20 protein-coding genes are annotated in these 19471 nt (G+C 65.1%); 6 read left to right on the top strand and 14 right to left on the bottom strand.

The features are described from left to right. Positions 1-31: 31 nt before the first annotated feature. The 6 genes from DSM104635_RS18560 to DSM104635_RS19975 are packed head-to-tail and all read right to left on the bottom strand — an operon-like array spanning position 32 to position 4336. A complete protein-coding gene (locus DSM104635_RS18560; protein ID WP_158767649.1) occupies positions 32-1369 on the bottom strand; it encodes a S41 family peptidase in 1338 nt (445 codons plus the stop codon). 40 nt (positions 1370-1409) lie between these two features. After that, positions 1410-2552 (bottom strand): murein hydrolase activator EnvC family protein, encoded by a 1143-nt coding sequence (locus DSM104635_RS18555; RefSeq protein ID WP_158767648.1) that lies wholly within the window; start codon positions 2550-2552, stop codon positions 1410-1412. A 48-nt stretch (positions 2553-2600) separates the two neighbouring features. Then, the gene (gene rlmH / locus DSM104635_RS18550) at positions 2601-3071 is read right to left on the bottom strand and encodes a 23S rRNA (pseudouridine(1915)-N(3))-methyltransferase RlmH (protein ID WP_158767647.1); all 471 of its coding nucleotides are present in this window, start codon (positions 3069-3071) and stop codon (positions 2601-2603) included. Positions 3072-3074: 3 nt separating this feature from the next. Beyond that, positions 3075-3497, bottom strand: coding sequence for a ribosome silencing factor (rsfS, locus tag DSM104635_RS18545; RefSeq protein ID WP_158767646.1), 423 nt, complete (start codon positions 3495-3497; stop codon positions 3075-3077). A gap of 51 nt (positions 3498-3548) precedes the next feature. Continuing rightward, on the bottom strand, positions 3549-4100 hold the full coding sequence (nadD, locus tag DSM104635_RS18540; RefSeq protein ID WP_158767645.1) for a nicotinate (nicotinamide) nucleotide adenylyltransferase: 552 nt from the start codon (positions 4098-4100) through the stop codon (positions 3549-3551). Then, positions 4097-4336 carry a hypothetical protein gene (locus tag DSM104635_RS19975; RefSeq protein ID WP_228445760.1) on the bottom strand — a complete coding sequence of 80 codons (240 nt, stop codon included), beginning with the start codon at positions 4334-4336 and terminating at the stop codon, positions 4097-4099. The genes nadD and DSM104635_RS19975 overlap by 4 nt, the downstream gene beginning before the upstream one ends. On the opposite strand from DSM104635_RS19975, the gene DSM104635_RS18530 reads away from it, so the two are divergent. Beyond that, complete coding sequence (locus DSM104635_RS18530; protein WP_158767643.1) at positions 4335-4625, top strand: tellurite resistance TerB family protein; 291 nt, start codon at positions 4335-4337, stop codon at positions 4623-4625. The genes DSM104635_RS19975 and DSM104635_RS18530 overlap by 2 nt on opposite strands. Here the strand turns inward: DSM104635_RS18530 and obgE are convergent. The 3 genes from obgE to DSM104635_RS18515 are packed head-to-tail and all read right to left on the bottom strand — an operon-like array spanning position 4622 to position 11544. Beyond that, positions 4622-5668: a GTPase ObgE gene (obgE, locus tag DSM104635_RS18525; RefSeq protein ID WP_158767642.1), complete on the bottom strand. Its 1047-nt coding sequence runs from the start codon at positions 5666-5668 to the stop codon at positions 4622-4624. The genes DSM104635_RS18530 and obgE overlap by 4 nt on opposite strands. A 33-nt stretch (positions 5669-5701) precedes the next feature. Further along, positions 5702-9781, bottom strand: a complete 4080-nt coding sequence (locus DSM104635_RS18520; protein WP_158767641.1) for a translocation/assembly module TamB domain-containing protein — start codon at positions 9779-9781, stop codon at positions 5702-5704. Continuing rightward, positions 9781-11544 (bottom strand): autotransporter assembly complex protein TamA, encoded by a 1764-nt coding sequence (locus tag DSM104635_RS18515; protein WP_158767640.1) that lies wholly within the window; start codon positions 11542-11544, stop codon positions 9781-9783. Before DSM104635_RS18515 ends, DSM104635_RS18520 begins: the two co-directional genes overlap by 1 nt. A gap of 224 nt (positions 11545-11768) precedes the next feature. Here DSM104635_RS18515 and DSM104635_RS18510 point away from each other — a divergent pair, with 224 nt between their 5' ends. The 3 genes from DSM104635_RS18510 (at position 11769) to DSM104635_RS18500 (ending at position 14504) form a co-directional block, all read left to right on the top strand. Then, the gene (locus DSM104635_RS18510) at positions 11769-11948 is read left to right on the top strand and encodes a DUF1674 domain-containing protein (RefSeq protein WP_158768152.1); all 180 of its coding nucleotides are present in this window, start codon (positions 11769-11771) and stop codon (positions 11946-11948) included. Positions 11949-12055: 107 nt separating this feature from the next. Then, on the top strand, positions 12056-12448 hold the full coding sequence (locus tag DSM104635_RS18505; protein ID WP_158767639.1) for a hypothetical protein: 393 nt from the start codon (positions 12056-12058) through the stop codon (positions 12446-12448). A gap of 109 nt (positions 12449-12557) precedes the next feature. After that, entirely contained in the window at positions 12558-14504 is a 1947-nt protein-coding gene (locus tag DSM104635_RS18500) for a potassium transporter Kup (protein WP_158767638.1), read from the top strand. Here DSM104635_RS18500 and DSM104635_RS18495 read toward each other — a convergent pair. Then, positions 14501-15394: an oxygenase MpaB family protein gene (locus tag DSM104635_RS18495; protein WP_158767637.1), complete on the bottom strand. Its 894-nt coding sequence runs from the start codon at positions 15392-15394 to the stop codon at positions 14501-14503. The genes DSM104635_RS18500 and DSM104635_RS18495 overlap by 4 nt on opposite strands. A gap of 67 nt (positions 15395-15461) precedes the next feature. On the opposite strand from DSM104635_RS18495, the gene DSM104635_RS18490 reads away from it, so the two are divergent. Further along, a complete protein-coding gene (locus DSM104635_RS18490; protein WP_158767636.1) occupies positions 15462-16709 on the top strand; it encodes an argininosuccinate synthase in 1248 nt (415 codons plus the stop codon). Between the two features lie 5 nt (positions 16710-16714). Beyond that, on the top strand, positions 16715-17299 hold the full coding sequence (locus DSM104635_RS18485; protein WP_158767635.1) for an SMI1/KNR4 family protein: 585 nt from the start codon (positions 16715-16717) through the stop codon (positions 17297-17299). Positions 17300-17302: 3 nt separating this feature from the next. Here DSM104635_RS18485 and DSM104635_RS18480 read toward each other — a convergent pair whose 3' ends face one another. From DSM104635_RS18480 to trhA, 4 genes are all read right to left on the bottom strand, one after another. Then, the gene (locus tag DSM104635_RS18480; RefSeq protein WP_228445759.1) at positions 17303-17890 is read right to left on the bottom strand and encodes a DUF1579 domain-containing protein; all 588 of its coding nucleotides are present in this window, start codon (positions 17888-17890) and stop codon (positions 17303-17305) included. A gap of 75 nt (positions 17891-17965) precedes the next feature. Continuing rightward, complete coding sequence (locus tag DSM104635_RS18475) at positions 17966-18166, bottom strand: KTSC domain-containing protein (RefSeq protein ID WP_158767634.1); 201 nt, start codon at positions 18164-18166, stop codon at positions 17966-17968. Positions 18167-18228: 62 nt separating this feature from the next. After that, positions 18229-18594, bottom strand: coding sequence for a PRC-barrel domain-containing protein (locus tag DSM104635_RS18470; protein WP_158767633.1), 366 nt, complete (start codon positions 18592-18594; stop codon positions 18229-18231). Between the two features lie 57 nt (positions 18595-18651). Next, positions 18652-19329, bottom strand: a complete 678-nt coding sequence (gene trhA, locus DSM104635_RS18465; RefSeq protein ID WP_158767632.1) for a PAQR family membrane homeostasis protein TrhA — start codon at positions 19327-19329, stop codon at positions 18652-18654. Positions 19330-19471 lie beyond the last annotated feature (142 nt).

Here is a 19471-nt window from a genome sequence, read left to right as displayed (position 1 = left end):
AACGGACGCGTTTACCTTGGTTTATAAAGCCTTAACGCCCGGCGCGCGCCGCGGATTGGTCGCGTGCGCGTAGACGTTCCGCCACGGTGCCTTGACGCAGGAACGTCAGCGCGCGCGAGAGCTGATAGTCTTCGCCCTCGGTCCAGTTTTCCGGCGGTTGGTCTTCCGGCATGTGCACCGCGCGACGTTGCGCGCCCGATTCATTGTCGAGCGCATGCGGCAGATCGGCTTCGCTGAGGCCGATGCGTTGCAGGCGGGCGACATCCTCGGCCGTCATACGGCGCGCCGCGACTTCCATGTCCGGCGTGATGCCAGCGCCTTGGATCGAGCGGCCAGCCGGCGTGTAGTAGCGCGCGGTGGTCAAGCGCAGCGCGCCGTCACGGCCGCCTTGCAGCGGAATCACGGTTTGCACTGAGCCTTTGCCGAACGAGTCGGTGCCGACGATGAGCGCGCGATTGCGGTCTTGCAGCGCGCCCGCAACGATTTCCGCCGCCGAGGCGCTCGCGCCGTTGATCAGCACAACCACCGGCACGCCGGCGAGGTCGTCGCCGCGGCGCGCGTTGTAACGTTGGATGTCTTCGGCTTGACGGCCGCGGGTCGAAACCACTTCGCCGCCATCGAGGAACGCGTCGGACACTTCAATCGATTGATCGAGCAGGCCGCCCGGGTTGTTGCGCAGATCGACGACCACGCCGCGCAGGCCGCCAACGGCCTCGCGCTTCACTTGGCGGATCGCGTCCTGGAGCATCGAGCCGGTGCGCTCGTTGAAGGTGGAGATGCGGATGATGCCGATCTCGCCATCGACGCGCGCGGTAACCGCGCGGACGTTGATGATTTCGCGGGTCAGCGTCACGTCGAAGGGCTCGGTGCCCTCGCGCGCCACGGTGACGACAATCTGCGTGCCCGACTCGCCGCGCATGCGGCGGACGGCATCATTCAGGGTGAGGCCGACGATGGATTCGCCGTCGATCGCGGTCAGGAAATCGCCGGCTTGGATGCCTGCGCGGGCGGCAGGCGTGCCGTCGATCGGAGAGACGACGCGGACGACGCCTTCTTCTGACGTCACTTCAATGCCGAGGCCGCCGTATTCGCCACGGGTTTGGGTCTGCATGTCCCGGTAGTCGGTCGGATCCATGTAGGAGGAGTGGGGGTCGAGCGAGGCCAGCATGCCGTTAATGGCCGCTTCCATCGCTTCCTGCTCGTCGATTGGGGTCACGTAATCTTGCTCAACGCGAGCCAACACGTCGGCGAACAGTTCGAGCTGACGGTAAACATCGCCGCGGGAATTATCCTCGGGGGCCGACCAAGCCAGCGCGCCAACCAGAGCAGCCATGCCGGCAACCGGCGCCGCAATCCAAGCAATCCGCATCTCGTCCCTACTCCCCGGACGAAATGATCGCCCGATTCGCCTAACCAGCCCGCACGTTTTGGTCTGCAGCAAGCCCTCGTGCGGTGAGCCAGCGCCCCGGATCGACCGGCTGGCCTTCCCGACGCACTTCTACATACAATTCCGGCGCCGGAGAGGCATTGGCTGACATTTCGCCAACCGGCTGCCCCGCACGCACCCGTTCACCCACGCGCGCTGAGATGGTTTCTAACCCGGTGAGGACGACAGCGTAACCACCGTCCAGGTTCAGGATCAAGACTTGGCCGTAGCTTCTAAACACACCGGCATAGGCCACTTCGCCGGATGCGGGAGAAACCACCTGCGCATTGGCGCGTGTGGTGACTGAAACGCCTTGTGAAGCAGGCCCCGCCCCTTGGCGAACGCCGTAACCCCGCACGATCCGGCCTTCCGCCGGCGCGAGCCAAGCGGCGGGGATCGAGGTTGCGCCGGTGGAACCGCCGCTACGCCGCGCGGTGGAGGCTGGCTGCACCCGCGCCGCCAGTTCCCGCAGGTTGCGCGCTTCGGCAGCGAGGGCGCGGACGCGGCGTTCGGCGGCGGTCGCGTCGTTGACCAATTGCGCCTGCGTGGCGCGGCGGCGCGCGAGCAGGGTGACGATCTCGGCGCGCTCGGCGTCGATCGCCGCCTGCGCGTCAGCCAAAATGGAGCGTTCGGTTGAGATCGCTTCTTCATTGGCGCGCGCCTCGGCGAGCGTTGCGCTGGCGCGGCGCTGATCTTGGTTAATGGCCGGCGCCACGGCGCGCGCGAAAACGGTTGAGCGCACGGCGCCGGGTTCGATTCGGCGTTGCGCAAACGCGGCGCTGATCAGCGCGCGTTCAAGGGCGGCGCGCGAGCGCTGCTGGCGAAGCGCGTCCGCGGTAATCTGGGTCTGCAGCACCGCGAGACGTTCTTCGGCGGCCGTGGCCGCGGCCTCGGCTTCAGAACGCCGGCGGCCGGATTCTGTGAGGCGCGTGTCCAGGGCGCGGACTTCGCCGCGCGCGGTGTTGGCTTGTGCGCGCAAACGCTCGGCGCGCGCCGCCTCGGTGCGGCGGTCGCGTTCGGCCTGAGCAGCCGTGCGTGTCGTCTGGGCGTCAGCCGTTCCCTGCACCGTGAGCGCTATTAGCGCGCACGCGATAAGGGCGCGGGCGCGTTTTGCGCCTCGAGCCATGTCCACCACATCCCATCGTTGGTCGCCCTTCGGACGACGCCGGAATCTTCAGTCTCGGTGGTAGGGAGTACGACACAAAATGGTCAGAGCCCGGTAAACTTGCTCTGCAATCATCACCCGAACCAAGCGATGCGGCCAAGTTTGACGGCCAAAAGCGAGCTTTTCATCAGCGTTATCCTTAACGCTTTGCGAAACGCCGTCAGCGCCGCCAATCCAGAATGTAGCGCACGGCAACCCGTCATCGCGCCAACGCGCGAGCTTTTCGGCGAGCTGGCGCGACGTCCATTCGGCGCCGCGCTCATCGAGCAGAATTTTGCGCGCATCATCGGGTGTTGCGCGGAAGAGGGCGCCGGCTTCGCCGCGTGAATCGCCGGAGGGTTTGGCTTCCACTTCGACGATATCGACGGATTTGAATCCGATCTGCCGGCCGGCGTTGGCGGCGCGTTCGATGTAGTCCGCGCTCAGCGCCGCTTCCGGCGCGTCGCGCAGTTTGCCCACCGCCGCGATCAGCAGGCGCAAAGCTTAGCTCGGCAGGGCGGAGTCGGGACCGATATTGCCGGACCAGATTTTCTCGATGTTGTAGAACGAGCGAACTTCGGGGCGGAACAGGTGAATGACAACGTCTCCCGCATCCACCAGCACCCAATCCGCCTGCGGCAGGCCTTCGACCCGCACGTCTTTCACGCCTGCTTCCTTCAGCTTGCGCATGACGTGATCGGCCAGCGCGCCGACGTGGCGCGCCGAGCGGCCGGAGGCCACCACAAGCATGTCCGCGAAGGATGATTTGCCGCGAATATCGATGGCGAGGATATCCTCGGCCTTATCGTCCTCGAGCGAGGTGAGCACCACGCGCGTCGCCGCATCGACATCAATGCCCCGGGCAGGCCGATCAACAGCCTCACGCGGTGCTTTTCCGGCTCGTGACGCGGCCGGCGCGCGCTTCATTTCAGGCGACAGGTGCGAGGTCCTTTTGTTTCCCCAGGAACCTAAACGCTATCACTTCCGCCTGGGTTTCGCCACCGCCGCCCGCTTGGGCTTTCGGAGCGCTGTGGAAGATTGCCGGTTGAAGCGAGCGTTCAGGAAAATCCAGTCTTTTGGGGCGCATAGCCGGTCGGCCGGGCTCGTGCCTGGCCGGGACACGACGACCACGGGGACCGATTTCGCCACCTCGCGCCAATTTCGCCATTTGCGGAAGTTGGCCAGATTGTCGGCGCCCATGACCAAAAAGAACTCCACCCCAGGATAGAGCCGCTTGAGGGCGCGGAGCGTCTGGTAGGTGAAGGCGCAGCCGAGCCGCTGCTCGATATCCGTCACCTCCATCTTGCGCCCATGCGCTTGGCCGCGCGCTGATGCGACGCGCTGCTCGAACGGCGACGATTTCGGCTTCAGCGGATTTTGCGGCGAAACCAGCCACCACACCTTGTCGAGACCCAAGCGCTTCAGCGCGGTCTCGGCCACGTGCGCATGACCTTCGTGTGCGGGATCGAAACTGCCGCCGAACAGGCCGACTTTCATGCCTGGAAAGGCGAGAGGTAGGTCGCGCATCATGCGTCGATCAATCTAGGCGCCGCTGTCAGCCTGCGATAGGCGCCCTTGCGTGCCGCGGAAGGTGAAACTAGGTCGACCCCATGCTTGCAGACATCATGCGCCGCCTCGCCGGCCGCCCTGAAGACGATGGCGTGCTGCCGGGAGGAGATCAGCGCATTGCCGTCGCGGCGCTGCTGGTGATCGCGGCTCACGCAGATCACGATTATGCTGAGGTGGAGCGCACGCAGATCGAGCATGTTCTGGGCGCAACGCTATCAGCTTTCCGGACCTGCCGCCGTTGCGCTTCGCCTTGAGGGCGAAGCGGCAGAAGCGGCGGCGAGCGATCTCTACCGTTTTACGTCCTTGATCAAGAAGGGCGTGCCGCACGAAGAGCGCCAGGCGGTTCTTGAAGCGATGTGGCGCGTCATCTTGGCGGATAGTCACCGCGAAATGCACGAAGAAGCGCTGATGCGCCGGATCACCGATCTGCTGGGTCTCGACTCACGCGATAGCGTCGAAGCGCGCCGCCGCGCAGGCCTAAGCTAGGGCGCCCAATCCGATTGCGGTTCTTCTTTTTGCTCTGGCGCTTCTTCGATACGGCGCTCGCGCAGCATTGCGGCGATCTCGTTCACCAGCTCGCGCACGCCGGCGCCGGACACGCCGGAGACCAAGCGCACCTCTTTGCCAATCGCGCGAGATAGCGCTGAGCGTTTCCGATTGGCTTCGGCCGGCGTCAACGCGTCGATCTTGTTGAGCGCGACGATCTCGGGCTTGTCGGCGATGCCTTCGCCGTATGCTTCGAGCTCAGCGCGAACGGTGCGGTAGGCTTCCGTTGCACTTTCAGCAGTGGCGTCGATCAAGTGCACCAAAGCAACGCAGCGCTCGACGTGTCCCAAGAAGCGCGTGCCGAGGCCGGTGCCTTCCGCTGCGCCTTCGATCAAGCCGGGGAGATCCGCCATCACGAAGCGTTCGCCTTGGCCGATGGTCACTACGCCCAGATGCGGATGCAAGGTCGTGAACGGGTAGTCGGCGACCTTCGGCGTTGCCGAACTCACCGAGCGCAGAAACGTCGACTTGCCAGCGTTCGGCAAACCGACAAGCCCCGCATCAGCGATCAGCTTCAACCGCAGCCACAGCGTACGCTCTTCGCCGTCGAGGCCGGGATTGGCGTGGCGCGGCGCTTGGTTCACCGAGGATTTGAAATAGTTGTTGCCGAAGCCGCCATTGCCGCCGCGCGCGAGCAGGATACGCATGCCCGCCTTCGATAAATCCGCGATCAGCGTTTCCTTATCTTCCTCCAGCACCTGCGTGCCGGTCGGAACCCGTAGCGTAATGGTTTCGCCGTCGGCGCCGTGGCGGTTCTGACCCATGCCGTGGCCGCCGGTCTTGCCGTTGAAGTGCTGTTGGTAGCGGTAGTCGATCAGCGTGTTGAGGCCGTCGACGGACTCAATCCAGACATCGCCGCCTTTGCCGCCGTCGCCGCCATCCGGGCCGCCGAACGGAATGAACTTCTCGCGCCGGAACGAGACCGCGCCCGCGCCGCCGTTGCCGGAGCGGATGTAGATCTTGGTTTGGTCGAGGAATTTCATTTGCGCCCTATATGGCTGGGCAGGGGTGGCGGCTCAATCGCTTTCCCGCCGCCAGCGCAGCGAAACGCGCTGATCGCCGTTACCCAGGAAGCTGGTGATCAACACCAAGCGCGGACGTACGGTCCATTCCACACGGGTTTGCGCCTGGCCAAGCCCGGTGCGCGCGACTTCGACGTACACATCGCGCGTGAGATAGACGCCGCCGGCGACGAGGAAACCGCCGTCTTCATCCTGGCGCACGTTGAAGCGATCCAGCCCCGCCGCCGCGCGCGCCGCGTCAACCAGGTCGAGCGAAGCGCGCCCACTCAGCGCCGCCAAGCTCGCCGCAAGCTGCGCTGCTTCGAGCGCGGAGAGATCTTCCATCGAGCGGCCGAACAGCACCTGCGGCAGGATTTCGTCCTCGGGCAGGGGCGGATCGCTGGAGAAGGTGATCTCCGGATCGCGGGCGGTGCCGATCAGGCGAATGCGCGCGGTGAGATCGGCGGTGTCGCGCACCGCCGTCATGTCGATCTGCGCGTCGAGTGGATCGCCGTTGAAGACGATGCGCGCGTCTTCAATTTCGAACGGCTGGCCCGAGAGCGCAAGCGTACCGCGCACCGAGCGTGCTTGGCCGTAAAGGCGCGGATCGCGCGAGGTTCCTTGCAGCCGGAGATCGAGCGACCATTCCGCATCGACGCCACGCCCGCGCGTGAACACCCGGCCCGGGGCGCGGATGCGGACGTTGAGATCGGTTGTCGCGTTGGTTCGCAGCGGCGGGGCTTCTTCCTCCTCGTCGTCGAAATCACCGGGCCGGTTCACTTCGATCACGTCTAGCGTCGGGATGCCGGCTTCGGGGTTTGCGGCGATGTCGATGTCAGCTTCGTCGATGTTGAGTTCACCCGTCATCGTGGAGCGCAGACCTTCCCAGGCCAACGTCAGCTCGCCGCTTGCCCGCGCCCGTGCATCAGGGCGATCGGCCACCAGCATATCCTGGATGGTGACAACGATGCGACCTTGGCGGCTCGTGTCGCTGCCGCCGGTTGCGGTGAGCCTGCCGCCGCGTGGCCCAGCCGCAGTGAAGTTCTCGATCGTGACGCCGCGATTGTCGATCGCGACGCGCGCATCGAGATCAACGAACGTGATGCCGGTGAGCTTGTCCTCGAAGCGGCCATCGACGATTTCGATGTGGCCGTCGCCCGAGAGGTAACCGGCGCCGAACGCAAGCTCGCCTTCGCCATTGAGCAGACCAGAAAGCGATTGATCAGGCAGTCGCGCCGCCGTCCACAAGCTTTCCGCCGGACCGCGCACCGACCAGGTCGCACGTCCGCGCCGCTCCGGCGCGAGCGCAATGCGGATCGGCTCAACGCTGGTGACGACTGGCGCATCCGCCTCGAAATGCGCGACCAAACCTTCCGTCGATGTTGCGTCAACGACAGCCGCCAAGCGCCCGGGGTCGAGATCGCCGACGATGTGCAGATCGAGCGTGCCGCGTTGGCGGCCGGCAAAGCGGGCATTGTCCATTGTGACGTCGGCCTCGCCGGAAAGGCCGCTGCCATTGTTCGCGAGCGCGATCCGGCCATCGATGCGCCCAGACGCGCGCTCGCCCCAGATCGCCGCGAGGGGTGCGAGCGGTGCGTCTTCGATCTGCGCCGTGCCGCTGATCGCGCGTCCGCGCTCGGTCCACGCCGCCTGCACGACGCCATCCTCGATTGCGACGTTGAGCGCCGCCTCGATCGCGCTATTGCGCCACGCGGCCCGCATTGGCGCGCGCGTGAAAATGTCGGCGTCCGCCAACGTGCCGCGGCCTTCGACGCTGAGCGTCGTCTCGTCAGCCGCATCAAGCAGGGCCGTGCCTTCGAACGCAAGCGGCGCCTGCCGCAACCGCCCACGCAGATTGAATTGCGCCGCGATGGCGTCGAACGGCCCGTGCGCGCGGAGCGTCGCGGCGCGCACACGAAGGTCACCGGATCGGGCGTCCATGATCTGCGCATCGAGCGTGACGGTTTCGGGCGTTAGCGCCAACGCGCCGACAAGGCGCCCGGTGACGCCCGGCACGATTCCATCGAGCCCGCCATTGACGTCGAGATCAGCTGTAATGCCGCGCGATGCAAACGCCGCCGAGCCTTGCGCCGTCAGCGCGCCCCACTGCGCGTCTATATTGGAGAGACCAAGAGCGCCGCCGGCGATGGAGACGTCCGCGATTCCCGTCAGCGCTTGGCCACGCGCGGCGCCTTGCACTTCGGCCCGCCCAGCATAAGCGTTGCCGCTCGGCGCCAGCGTGAAATCGACAATCGGCTGCTCAACAACGACGCCGCCGGCGGTGAAGCTAGAAAGCGTCGCGCGAGCGGACAGCGCCGGCCGCGCAATGCGACCGGTCAGCTGTCCCGTTGCGTCGACCGCGCCCGCGATCTCCGCGCCGCCGAGCGAGAGCGGCCCGCGCGCCGTGGCTTCGAGTGCGAGATTGGCGTTGCCGCGCACAATGCGACCCGTCGCGCCGGCGCGCAGTTGCGCGCCATCGACGCGCGCGTGCGACACTGTGATGCCGCCGTTTACGTACGCCAGCCGCGCGTCGAGACGCGGCGTGGCGCCAAGCAATTGCGCGACAACGGCCGGCGAGCCGCCAATGCGTGCGCCTTGTCCCTCCACCGCTGTCGTCCAAACGCGCGCGCCATTCGCGTCCTCCGCAAAGGCGCGCCAGTTGCCGCCCGCTTCGCCCGAGAGTTCGCCTGTCAACGCTTCGAGCCGGCGCACACGCCACGCCCCCGAGAACTCGCCGTCGCCGCCATTGACCCAGCCTTGCGCATCAAGCGCGAGCGCGTCACCAACAAGCTCCGCCTCGTCCAACTCAAAGCGATGCCTGCGGCGATCATAGCTCAGCTCGGTGCGCAGACGCGCTTGCGCGAACAGGGCAGGTGCATCCTCCGGCGCCGCGAGCTGCGCGGCGAGGTGAAAGCGCTCATCTGTCAACGAGGCGCTGACAGGGCCCCTTAGCGAAACGCGCCGGCCGAGCGCATCGATGTCCTGCGCGACAAACTCGCCTTCGATCGCCGTTGTCCCGCGCGCCCGCCGTAACTCACCCTCCAGACGCGCCGCGCCCAACGCAAAGGGTGATTCATGTGCGATATCGGAAAGCCGCGTCGTCGTCGCTACGATGCGCGCGCCGCCATCGAGCTGACCTTCTTCATCCAGTGCACCGGAGGCATCAACAGCGAGGAACGGTGTTTCCGCGTGCGCCATGAACGTGCGATCCGATGCGCCGGCGAGGCGGACATCGGCGCTTGGTCCGATCCGGCGCGCAATATCGGCGAGCGCGGGCAGCGCCATGAGATCGGCGTGTGCGGTGGTGGACCAACGGCCTTGCGCCCATTCGCTGGCGCCCGTCAGCAATTGTGTTTCGCCAATCGTCGCGTCGAACTGAGCCCGGCCGGTGTCGAGGTCGCCTTCGCCACGCGCCGTCGCGCGGACGCCTTGCTCGCTCACGCCCAGCGCGCGCGCAATGATGCCGCCGGGCAAGCTCTCGATGTCGGCAGAAAGCGCATAAAGCGCGCTGCCCTGATAGACGATGACGGCGCGGTCGTCATTGCTGTCCTCGCGTCGCAGCCCGAGCGCCAGCGACTGGATCTGCTTGTCCTGCAGGTCCATCGCGAAATCGGCGGTGAAACGCGCCGGCGTACCGAATGCTGCTTCCTCGAGTACAATGGTTTCGATTTGAATGTTGCTGATCCGCACGTCGAGCGAAGCGCCTTGCGGCGGCCGCGGCGCCAGCAGGCGCGGTTGCCGGTGCATGACAATGGAGCTTGCGCGCGCGCGGTTGAGCTGCACTTGGCCGAACAGAATCTCCTGCGGAGCCCAGTTCAGCGCCACGTCGTGCGCCTCGATCCAAACGCCTTCTTCGTCCGCGATCGTGATGTGGTCGGCGCGTAGCGCCCCAAGCCAGCCGCCGCTGACGCCATCGACCTTTAGATTTCCCAGCCGCCAAATTCGCGCACCGTCCGCGACGTGATCGACGACGTACGGCGCAGCCGGTCCGATGCCGATCGCGGCGCCGCTGGCGACGATGGCGACGCCGACAGCGGGATAGAGCCAGCGGCGCTTTCGCTTCGGAGGAGGCGGGGTGTCCGGCGCGTCCGTCATCAGAACGCCTGGCCCAAGCTGATATAGAGCGCGAAATCATCGTCTGTTTCGTCTTGATCGAGCGGCACCGCGAGATCGATACGCAATGGCGCAAAGCCCAGATCGTAGCGTGCGCCGACGCCGACGCCCCAGCTTAGATCGCCAGCTTCGCTCCAATCGTCGAACGCCGTGCCGCCATCGACAAACGCTGCCGCGCCCCAGCGATCGCCAAAGCGCCAACGCGCTTCGACCGAGCCCTCGAGCAAGCCTTGCCCGCCGGGCGTGAGCCCTAGCGTGTCGCGCTCGGCCGGATAAAGCGTGTTGTACGCATATCCGCGCACCGAACCGCCGCCGCCGGCGTAGAAGCGCCGATCTGGGGGCACATCGTCGGCGCTACCCGCAACCGGTTCGAGCCAACCGGTGCGCACGCGCGCGGCGAGCGTGAGCCGATCCTCGTCATCGAACGATTCATAGACGCGGCCTTCCGCCGTCCCGCGCACAAAGCCCAGTGTTTCGTCGCCCGTGGACACCGACGGCTCGACGCGCATTTCCACGATCGAGCCGTCGCGTGGATCGAGCGTGTAGCCGGTGCTGTCGTTGCGCAGATTATAGAAGCCAGAAAGAATGATGGCGTCGGTGACGCTGCCGAGCAGATCGTCATATTCATCCGCCGAAAGCCGGACACCGTAGCTTTGCCCGAGACGCAATCGGGTGGACGCATCCACCGAAGCGAAGAGGGCGACGCCCTGGCGCGTGTAAGCGTCGAGCTCCTCGTGATCCGCCGAGGCGCCGTACGTGATGGAGTGACCGAGCCCCGCCGCGTGCGGGCGCAGCAGCTCCACGGTTAGGCCCTGCTGCATTTCCGCCAGCGTTGCTTCCACGCTGAGAGAATCGGCGCGGCCAGTGAAGTTGCGACGCGTCCATTCCGCCTGAATGCCGAACCCCTCGGTCGTGGAGTAACCGAGGCCCAGCTCATAAGCGTTGCGCCGCGCGGGTTCCACCGCGACGACGACGTCGCGTAGTCCGTCAGGTCCGGGCTCCGCAAGTCGCGTTGTCGCCAGAGATACAGCGCCGGTCGACGTCAAATCGCGGCGCAAGCGCGAGATGCGATCGGGCGAATAGGCTTCGCCAGTCTCCCAGTTCTGCAAGCCTGCGATGAAGCCCGGTCGAAACACCGTATCTGGTTCAGCGCGGACGCGCCCCAGCCGTGCGATCTGGCCGGCGCTCAGGTGAAACTCTGGCGCGACGCGCGACGTTGCGTGATCGACAACGACACGCCGCGGCCCTGCGACAGCGTCGGCGTAACCTGCATTCTGCAGCGCAGCGACGGCGCCTGCTTCCGCTTCCAGCACGTTCGCGGCGCGCGCCGGAGCGTTCGCATGTACCGCGTTGATCGCGTGCGCCGCTGCTTGCGAGGCGGTCGTGGTCGGTGTGTCGCCGTCGTAAACGAGCTGCGGCGGCTCAAACAGAAAGCGCGGCCCGGTCGAAATCAGCAACCGCGCCGCGATCGGGTTTTCCTCCGCTTCGGGCGTCACCGTCGCGGCGTAGTAGCCCTCCGAGCGCAGCCACACCAAGGCACGCGCAGCTGCTTCTTCAGCAATGCGCTCGGCGTCGAACAGGCTTTCTGGTGTGTCGCGGTCGGGCAGCAGATCGAGGATCGCTTTGCGCGTATCGCCATCGACGCCATCGAGCACGACGGGCGAATCCGCCCACGCGCGCGGCGGATCGGCGGCGACGCCGATCGCCACGCAAAGCGCGGCGGGAAGGATGGACAAAAGGCGCATCGCGAGCTTCAGCCAAGCTCGCAGCGCGGCAGTTAAGGCTTCATCAACCATAAACGCGCGTCCGCACCCCGCGCCTGACGGAATAGTTCATAAAATCAATGCGGAAGGAAGCGCGCGTGGCGCCTTTGCGGGCCTTTAATGCAGACTGCGTGCGGCGGTCCATTGCAGACCAGGTCGCTGCGCTGTTATTCGCCAGTCGAAACGAGCGCGTGACGAGGTTCAATATGGCGGATGCGGAAGAGCCGAAGCGCGCTTTGACGCCGGAAGCGCAGCGTGCGCTCGCCGAAGCTGAAGCGCGGCGCAAGGATGCGGCCGCTCAGCCTCCAGAACACGGAGGCCCGGCAGGGCCGGAACCGACGCGCTACGGCGACTGGGAGCGCAAGGGCATCGCCTCCGATTTCTGATTAACGTCGCTGCACTGACGCGAACTTCACCCGCTGCTGGCGAAGCGGCTTTGCAACGCGGCGCATCGCGCGCGAAACTGCGCCCGCTTCAATCGGGAGACGTCTCAATGCGTGCGCTAACGTTCTTTGCCGCACTTGCGCTGGTTGCCACACCAATGCTCGCCGCGCCCAGCGTCGCGTATGCCGACGGCATCGAACGCCCGCGTCCGGCGCGTCAACGTCCGCGTCCGCGCCCTGAACCCGTCGCCCCAGCTCCGGCGCCGGCGATCGAATATAGCGGCCCCGAGACAGTGACGCTTTCCAACGCATTCTTTGCCGGCTCGGCTGGTGGCGTTGGCGCCGACATTGGCGGCGGCTCGTATTCCAGCACGACTGTCATAATTCGTGGCGGCAGCACGAGCGCCTCGGCGTTCGCATTTGCTTCAGCCCGGGCCAGCGCGCGCGGCGGCGGACGCGGTCACGGCGGCGGGCATGGCGGCGGCGGCTGCGGCTGCCGTTAAGGTAACGAAGCGACAAGGCGCCTGGGCGCAAGCATTTGCCCCTCTAGGTGAAAGGGCGTAAACGCCCGGCCCGGGTTCGGGCCGACGCTCGCCCAAAGGGGAATTCCGCATGGCGCAGGCTCCAGCCGACGCGCCTCAACCTCAAAGCTCTCCCGGCGGCGCCCAAGGCGGCGGCCGTGCGCGCGCGGCTGTGCACGGCGGCTTCTGGACGCTTGCGATGGGATCTGTCGGCGTCGTGTTCGGCGATATCGGCACCAGCCCGATCTACGCATTGCGCGAATCGTTAAAGCACGTCGCCTTGGGCCCCGGCGGGCTCGAACGTCACGAGGTCATCGGCACGGTCTCGCTCATCTTCTGGGCGCTCGTACTGATCGTCACAATTAAATACGTGTTCGCGCTGATGCGCCTCGACAACAAGGGCGAGGGCGGCACGCTCGCACTGATGGCGCTCGCGCAACGCGCACTGGGTAAACGCACAGCGTTCGTGTTCATCATCGGATTGCTCGGCGCGGCACTTTTTTACGGTGACGCGCTGATTACGCCGGCGATCTCCGTTCTTTCGGCGGTCGAGGGTTTGCAGGTCGTGCCCGGCCTCGAAGGCCGCATCGACACATTCGTGCTGCCAATTAGCATTGCCGTTTTGGTTGGGCTCTTCGTTGTTCAGAGCCGCGGCACTGGGCGCGTCGGCGCTTGGTTCGGGCCGATCACGGTAATCTGGTTTTTGACCATCGGTGGCCTTGGCCTTTGGCACATCGGCGACGATCCGGGAATTCTCGAAGCGCTCTCACCCATCCCTGCGTTCACATTTCTGCTTAGCCACGGCTTTCTCGCCTTCATCGTGCTTGGCTCGGTGTTCTTGGCGGTGACAGGTGCGGAAGCGCTTTACGCAGACATGGGCCATTTCGGCCGCCGCCCGATCCAGTTCGTCTGGGTGTTGCTGGTGTTGCCGTGCCTCACGCTCAATTATCTCGGCCAAGGCGCGTTGGTGCTGGCGCGGCCGGAAGCGCTGGAAAACATCTTCTTCGAAACGGCGCCCGACATGATGCGCCTGCCGCTTGTGATCTTGGCGACGATGGCGACCATTATCGCCAGCCAAGCCGTCATCACCGGCGCGTTCTCGCTGACGCAGCAGGCAATCCAACTGGGCTTCCTGCCGCGTATGGAAATCCGCCGCACGTCCGAAACGCAAGCCGGGCAGATCTACATGCCACAGATCAACTGGCTGGTGCTGGTCGGCGTTATCATTCTGACGCTCGCGTTCGGCTCGTCGTCGCGCCTCGCCAACGCGTACGGCATCGCCGTCACCGGCGAGATGGTGGTGACGACGCTGCTCGCCTTCGTCGCGATCTGGAAACTCTGGAAGCAACCGAAATGGGTCGCCGCGTTGTTGTGCGCGCCGTTCCTGGTGATCGAGAGCGTGTTCCTGGCCTCGAACATGACCAAGGTCTGGTCAGGCGGCTTCGTGCCGCTGGCGCTGGCGCTGGGCCTAGTCATCCTAATGTGGACCTGGGTGCGCGGCACGCGGCTGCTGACGGAAACCACCCGCCGCGACGAGCCGTTGGCGAAATTGTTCGAAACGCTCTCTCACCATCCGCCGCACCGCGTGCGTGGGGCCGCCATCTTCCTCACCGGCGATCCCGACGTTGCGCCGGCGGCGATGATGCACAACCTGAAACACAATCAGGTTCTGCACGAGCAGATCATCATCTTGACCGTGAAGACCATCAACGCGCCGCGCGCGCCCGAAAGCGAGCGCGTCAAAGTCGAGGACTTCATGCCAGACGTGAAGCGCGTGATCCTCACCTTCGGCTTCATGGAAACGCCGAACGTCGTCAAGGCGCTGACCGAAGCACGCAAGCACGGCCTGAAGTTCGACATCATGAAAACGAGCTTCTTCCTCTCCCGCCGCACCATTGTGCCAAGCGAGAAGAGCGGCATGCCGCTCTGGCAAGATCACCTCTTCATCTTCCTCGCGCGCAACGCGACCAATGCGACGGACTTCTTCCACATCCCGTCAGGCAGGGCCGTGGAGTTGGGCAATCAGGTGATGGTCTAGCGGTACAAATAATCCGCCGGCAGCTCCAGCCGCGTGCACGCCCGCGACGGCGGTGCGCTTTCGAGCACGATGTGATCCGACGCCGCGCCGAGTGCACGCAGTGCGCTTTCGCCGCCAGGACGTAAGCCAAAGCCTGAGCCCAATCCCAGAATGCTGCGCGCCCAGTCCGGCGTGAGCTCCACCGCCGCGCGCACCATCAGCCGCTGCACCGAGCGTGACGGCAGCAGCGGCGCGTTGCGCGCGATCTCCAGAAAATCCAGCACGATCTCTGATCGCTCCAGCTTTGGACGCATCGCGGCGAACAGCGCCGCCATCTCCGCAGCCGACTTCGGCGCCCCGTGCGCGCCATAGAGCGCCGCCGCTTCCTCCCCCTCGGCGTAGACCTGATCCATTTCGCGCGATGACAACGGCCGCACGAAGCGGTGGTACGCTTCGAAGAAGCCGTAGCCTGCGGTTGCGTTGACCCAGTTTAGCAGCTCTTCGTCATTGGCCCGATAGGGCGCGCCCGCCGGCGTCACGCCCTCAACGCGTCCATGCGCACGCACCACGCCCGCGATCATCGCCCGCGCGGCGTCGGCGGGGCCATACACCGTCACCATCGCCGCCATGCCGGTGCGGCGCATCCGCGCCACCGGGTCGGTGCGAAACGTGGTGTGCTCCCACACGCCGGTGCGGACGCGCGGCTCCGCCAGTTCCAGGATCACGGCCGCGACGCCGCCGATGGCCAACGCCACCGGGTTCTTCATCACGCGCCATGCCACAGAGGTCGGCGCGAATAGCGCCGCTGCGCCTTGCGGCTCTGTAAAGTCGATCCGGTGACCGGGCGTGTCGAAATAGCCGCGCGCGGCGTCTTCGAGGCGCTGTTGCAGAGGCGCGGGCAGGCGGGCCATACGCAATTTATATGGCGCGCAATCACGCGCGCCGCTATGGCTCGCGCCGCGACATGGAGTCTGTGCAGTGACGAAAAGCGGCGTGAAAAAGGTTGTGCTCGCCTATTCCGGCGGCCTCGACACCTCGATCATCCTCAAATGGCTCGAGGACACCTATGGCTGCGAGATCGTCACCTTCACGGCGGATCTCGGCCAAGGCGAGGAGCTGGCGCCGGCGCGCGAGAAAGCGCTGAAGATGGGCGTGAAGCCCGACAACATTTTCATCGACGATCTCCGCGAAGAGTTCGTGCGCGACTTCGTCTTCCCGATGTTCCGCGCCAACACGCTCTATGAGGGCCAGTATCTGCTCGGCACCTCGATCGCGCGGCCGCTGATCGCCAAGCGCCAGATCGAGATCGCCAACATGGTCGGCGCCGATGCGGTCTGTCACGGCGCAACGGGGAAGGGCAACGACCAAGTCCGCTTCGAGGTTAGCTACTACGCTTTGAAGCCGGACGTGAAGGTGATCGCGCCGTGGCGAGAGTGGGAGTTCGAGGGCCGCCCCGATCTGATCGCCTACGCCAAGAAGCACGGCATCCAGATCGCGCAAGGCAAGGAGCAAGCCGCGCCGTTCTCGATCGACGCCAACTTGCTGCATACCTCGAGCGAAGGCTTGGCGTTGGAAGATCCTGACGTCGAGGTGCCGGACATTGTCTCCAAGCGCGGCGATCGCCGCACCATCACGCCGGAAGAGGCGCCGGATCAGGCCGAGACAGTGACGCTGAGCTTCGAGCGCGGCGATCTCGTCGCCATCAACGGCAAGCCGATGAAGGCGCACGAGCTGCTCGCGGAACTCAACCGCCTCGGCTCGAAGCACGGCATTGGCGGGCTCGATCTGGTTGAGAACCGTTATGTCGGCATGAAGTCGCGCGGCTATTACGAAACGCCGGGCGGCACCATCCTGTGGTACGGACACCGCGCCATCGAACAGATCACGCTCGATCGCGGCGCAGCACACCTCAAAGACGAGCTGATGCCGCGCTACGCGTCGCTCATCTATAACGGCTTCTGGTGGACGCCCGAACGCGTGATGCTGCAAGCCGCGATCGATGCGAGCCAAGGCAGTGTCGCGGGCGACGTGAAACTGAAGCTCTACAAAGGCGGCGTCCGCACCATCGGCCGCTCCTCGCCATACTCGCTCTACTCCAAAGCGCTGGTCGGCTTCGACGAAGCCGGCGGCTACAACCAAGCCGACGCCGAAGGCTTCATCAAGCTCAATGCGCTGCGGCTGCGGATCCTTGCGGAGCGCGACAAGAAACGCGGCAAGAACGAGTAGGGCCGATGGCTTTCGATCTGGATCGCTTCAACGCAGCATGGCGGCGCTATACCGAGGCGCTGACCAAGCAGCATCCAGCCTTCATGAGCTACTTCGCGACGGGCGCAACGCTGGCTCAGATTGCCGAAACAGAACGGACGATCGGCTCTGTCCTGCCGCCGGACGTGCGCCACCTGCTCAGCCTACACAACGGCGCCGAGGCGCAAGTGCTGCCGGGCTGGGAGTTGTTCTCGACTGAACGGATCGTCCGCGAATGGCGCATCTGGGAAGAGCTCCGACGCGAAGAATTCAAGCCCGACGGGCTCACGTGCGACCCAGAAGGGCCGATTCACGGCGACGAATGGTGGCGGCTCACATGGATTCCCATCACTGGCGATGGCGGTGGCAATCACCTGTGCGCTGACATGGAGCCGGCGGCTGGTGGAAACGTCGGCCAGATCATCACGATGTGGCACGACGATTCCGTTCGCGGCCTGATCGCGCCTTCGCTCACAGAATTCATCGAGATGATCGCCGCCAAAGTCGAAAGCGGCGCGATGACGTGGGACGACGAGTGGGGCGGCGTCTACGAGCCCGCTGGCTACGGCTGAGCCTTAAGCCCGCGTAAACGCCATCCACCAGTTCACTTCCCAAGTCGCGCCATTGTCAGGCGAGAACGCTTGCTCCCAGCGCGCGCTGGTCGCGGTGATCTCGGTCCAGCGGAAGCGCGCTTTGATCGGCTGACCGCGCAGCGTGTCGTCGCCGATGAATTCGCCGACGCCGTCGCGAAAGCCGCCGCGCACCGGCTCGCCTAGGCTTTGCGGATAGCGTTCGTCGAACCACCAGATCGACCATTGCCGTGTTTGCGTATCGAACCCACGCACGGCCATGGCGCGATAGGCGCCGCCCGGGATGTCGAGCCAATCGTCATCGACGGTGCCGAAGCCGTTCACGGTCTGCCACATCCGGCTGGTGCCGTTGAACTCGTCCCATTCCGTGTTACCCGTCAGCCGCTCTTTCAAGCGGCGATGTCGCACATTCCAGGCGCCAACAAGCCAATCCCAATCGTGACGATGTTGTTCGAGGCTCGGGTCGGACACGGTGTGATCTCCAGTTTGTGCGATGGCGGGAAGGGAAAGCGCGGCGCTGGCTGCAAGCGCCGCAACGAGCGCATCGCGGCGGGTGGGTGACGGTTCGGACAAAGAAAAACCTCCTCAGGGACTGGAGGAGGTTCTAACCGGCTATACCTGACACCCCGCGTCAGCTTTTGGCGGCGCTTAATCCAGCTCGCGAAATTCGTACTGATCGCGGATGCGCCAGTTGAAGAACTGGCCTTGCGACGGCGCGGTGACGAACTCCGAATAGATATCGGCCGGAATGTCGAAATAGAGATAGGTGCGGCCGGTGGTGAAGGTCACCGCCAGCGTTCGCTTGGCGCCGTCATAGATGGCGCGTTGGATGAGGCTGGATCGCGGCATGACGCTCAAAGCAAAACGCGCCCACCGTTAGGCAGGCGCGCTTCGTTTAAGCGATTGGTCGCTTAGGTCCAGTACTGATCGACCTTGTAGAACGCGAAGCTTTGATCGCGATACGCAAGGCCGTCATTCTTGGTGAGTTCGCCGATCGTGTCGGCCGGCGCCGATTTCAATTCGTCCTTGGTGTACGGGACGACATACGCGTCCTCGTCCTCGTCGTAATTTAACACCGCCCACGGCAGCGGGTGAAACTTCTCGCCCATCTTCAGCACGCCGCCGAAACCGACGACGGCGAACAGGATGGCGTTGTTTTGCTTGTCGAGCACAAGGTCTTCAACGGTGCCGATCTTTTCGCCGCTCGTGTCTTTCACGGCGGTGCCGATGACTTTCTTGGCGCGAATGGCGGTGGTGTGGCCGGTGGCTGTGGGCATGGGGACGCTCCTCTCGAATAGGGGAGCTTGAACAACCGCAATTTTGCGAAGCAGTTCCTAGAGCACGAGGCCGTAGAGCACGGCGCCGTAATGCCCCGCGGCGCCTATGATCACGCAGGCGTGCCAGAGCGCGCGGCGGAACGGTATGGCGTGGTTCAGGTAGAGCAGCACGCCGCCCGAATATGTGACGCCTGCGACGACCAGCATAGCGATCGCCAGCGGCGGCAGCGTCGGCACAACCGGGCCAAGCACCAGCACGGCCAACCAGCCGAACGCGAGATAGATCAGGCTCCAGGCGCGGTCCGAGAGCTTGGTCCACAACACCTTGCCGGCGGCGCCGGCGAGCGCGGCGATCCAGATCGCCACGGTGACGCTAACGGCAAATTGCGGCGGCAGCAGCTGGATTGTGAACGGCGTGTAGGAGCCGGCGATCATCAGGAAGATCGCGGCTTCATCGATCCGGCGCAGAACCCGGCGATAGCGGGAAGGGCGGGTAAGGTTATAGACGGCGGAGGCGGCGAGCATCGCCATCAGGCACATCGCGTAAATCGCGCCCGCGGTCGCCATCGGCACGCCGCGGTTTACCAAGGCCACTGCTACCAGAAGTCCGCCGCCCACCAGGGCCGCGAGAATGCCGACTGCGTGCACTATGCCATCGGCCGCGTGCTCTACCCGGTTCGGGTAGTGCTCTGCGAGCTCATGCTCGTCTGCGGTCAATAGGTCCGATAGTGCCATACCAGTGCGTCTTCTTTGTCAGTCGTTCTGTCTGAGGGACGCCTCAGACATAGGTATAGTTCCTCCGCCTTAATGTCTGATGAGGAAGACCGAGGATTCCACGCAACACAAGCACGTGAGCGTGAGGCGCGCGCGCAACGTC

This window comes from Terricaulis silvestris, from assembly GCF_009792355.1.
GTDB lineage: Bacteria > Pseudomonadota > Alphaproteobacteria > Caulobacterales > Aquidulcibacteraceae > Vitreimonas > Vitreimonas silvestris.
Note: the sequence above shows the minus strand (reverse complement) of the source record. Positions and strands in the feature narration are given on the sequence as shown.

Excerpts from the sequence above, each read along its gene's own strand:
- DSM104635_RS18560 (WP_158767649.1), bottom strand. The coding sequence starts at position 1,369 with ATGCGGATTGCTTGGATTGCGGCGCCGGTTGCCGGCATGGCTGCTCTG.
- DSM104635_RS18555 (WP_158767648.1), bottom strand. The coding sequence starts at position 2,552 with ATGGCTCGAGGCGCAAAACGCGCCCGCGCCCTTATCGCGTGCGCGCTA.
- rsfS (WP_158767646.1), bottom strand. The coding sequence starts at position 3,497 with ATGAAGCGCGCGCCGGCCGCGTCACGAGCCGGAAAAGCACCGCGTGAG.
- nadD (WP_158767645.1), bottom strand. The coding sequence starts at position 4,100 with ATGATGCGCGACCTACCTCTCGCCTTTCCAGGCATGAAAGTCGGCCTG.
- DSM104635_RS18530 (WP_158767643.1), top strand. The coding sequence starts at position 4,335 with ATGTTCTGGGCGCAACGCTATCAGCTTTCCGGACCTGCCGCCGTTGCG.
- DSM104635_RS19975 (WP_228445760.1), bottom strand. The coding sequence starts at position 4,336 with ATGCTCGATCTGCGTGCGCTCCACCTCAGCATAATCGTGATCTGCGTG.
- obgE (WP_158767642.1), bottom strand. The coding sequence starts at position 5,668 with ATGAAATTCCTCGACCAAACCAAGATCTACATCCGCTCCGGCAACGGC.
- DSM104635_RS18520 (WP_158767641.1), bottom strand. The coding sequence starts at position 9,781 with ATGACGGACGCGCCGGACACCCCGCCTCCTCCGAAGCGAAAGCGCCGC.
- DSM104635_RS18515 (WP_158767640.1), bottom strand. The coding sequence starts at position 11,544 with ATGCGCCTTTTGTCCATCCTTCCCGCCGCGCTTTGCGTGGCGATCGGC.
- DSM104635_RS18510 (WP_158768152.1), top strand. The coding sequence starts at position 11,769 with ATGGCGGATGCGGAAGAGCCGAAGCGCGCTTTGACGCCGGAAGCGCAG.
- DSM104635_RS18505 (WP_158767639.1), top strand. The coding sequence starts at position 12,056 with ATGCGTGCGCTAACGTTCTTTGCCGCACTTGCGCTGGTTGCCACACCA.
- DSM104635_RS18500 (WP_158767638.1), top strand. The coding sequence starts at position 12,558 with ATGGCGCAGGCTCCAGCCGACGCGCCTCAACCTCAAAGCTCTCCCGGC.
- DSM104635_RS18495 (WP_158767637.1), bottom strand. The coding sequence starts at position 15,394 with ATGGCCCGCCTGCCCGCGCCTCTGCAACAGCGCCTCGAAGACGCCGCG.
- DSM104635_RS18485 (WP_158767635.1), top strand. The coding sequence starts at position 16,715 with ATGGCTTTCGATCTGGATCGCTTCAACGCAGCATGGCGGCGCTATACC.
- DSM104635_RS18475 (WP_158767634.1), bottom strand. The coding sequence starts at position 18,166 with ATGCCGCGATCCAGCCTCATCCAACGCGCCATCTATGACGGCGCCAAG.
- DSM104635_RS18470 (WP_158767633.1), bottom strand. The coding sequence starts at position 18,594 with ATGCCCACAGCCACCGGCCACACCACCGCCATTCGCGCCAAGAAAGTC.
- trhA (WP_158767632.1), bottom strand. The coding sequence starts at position 19,329 with ATGGCACTATCGGACCTATTGACCGCAGACGAGCATGAGCTCGCAGAG.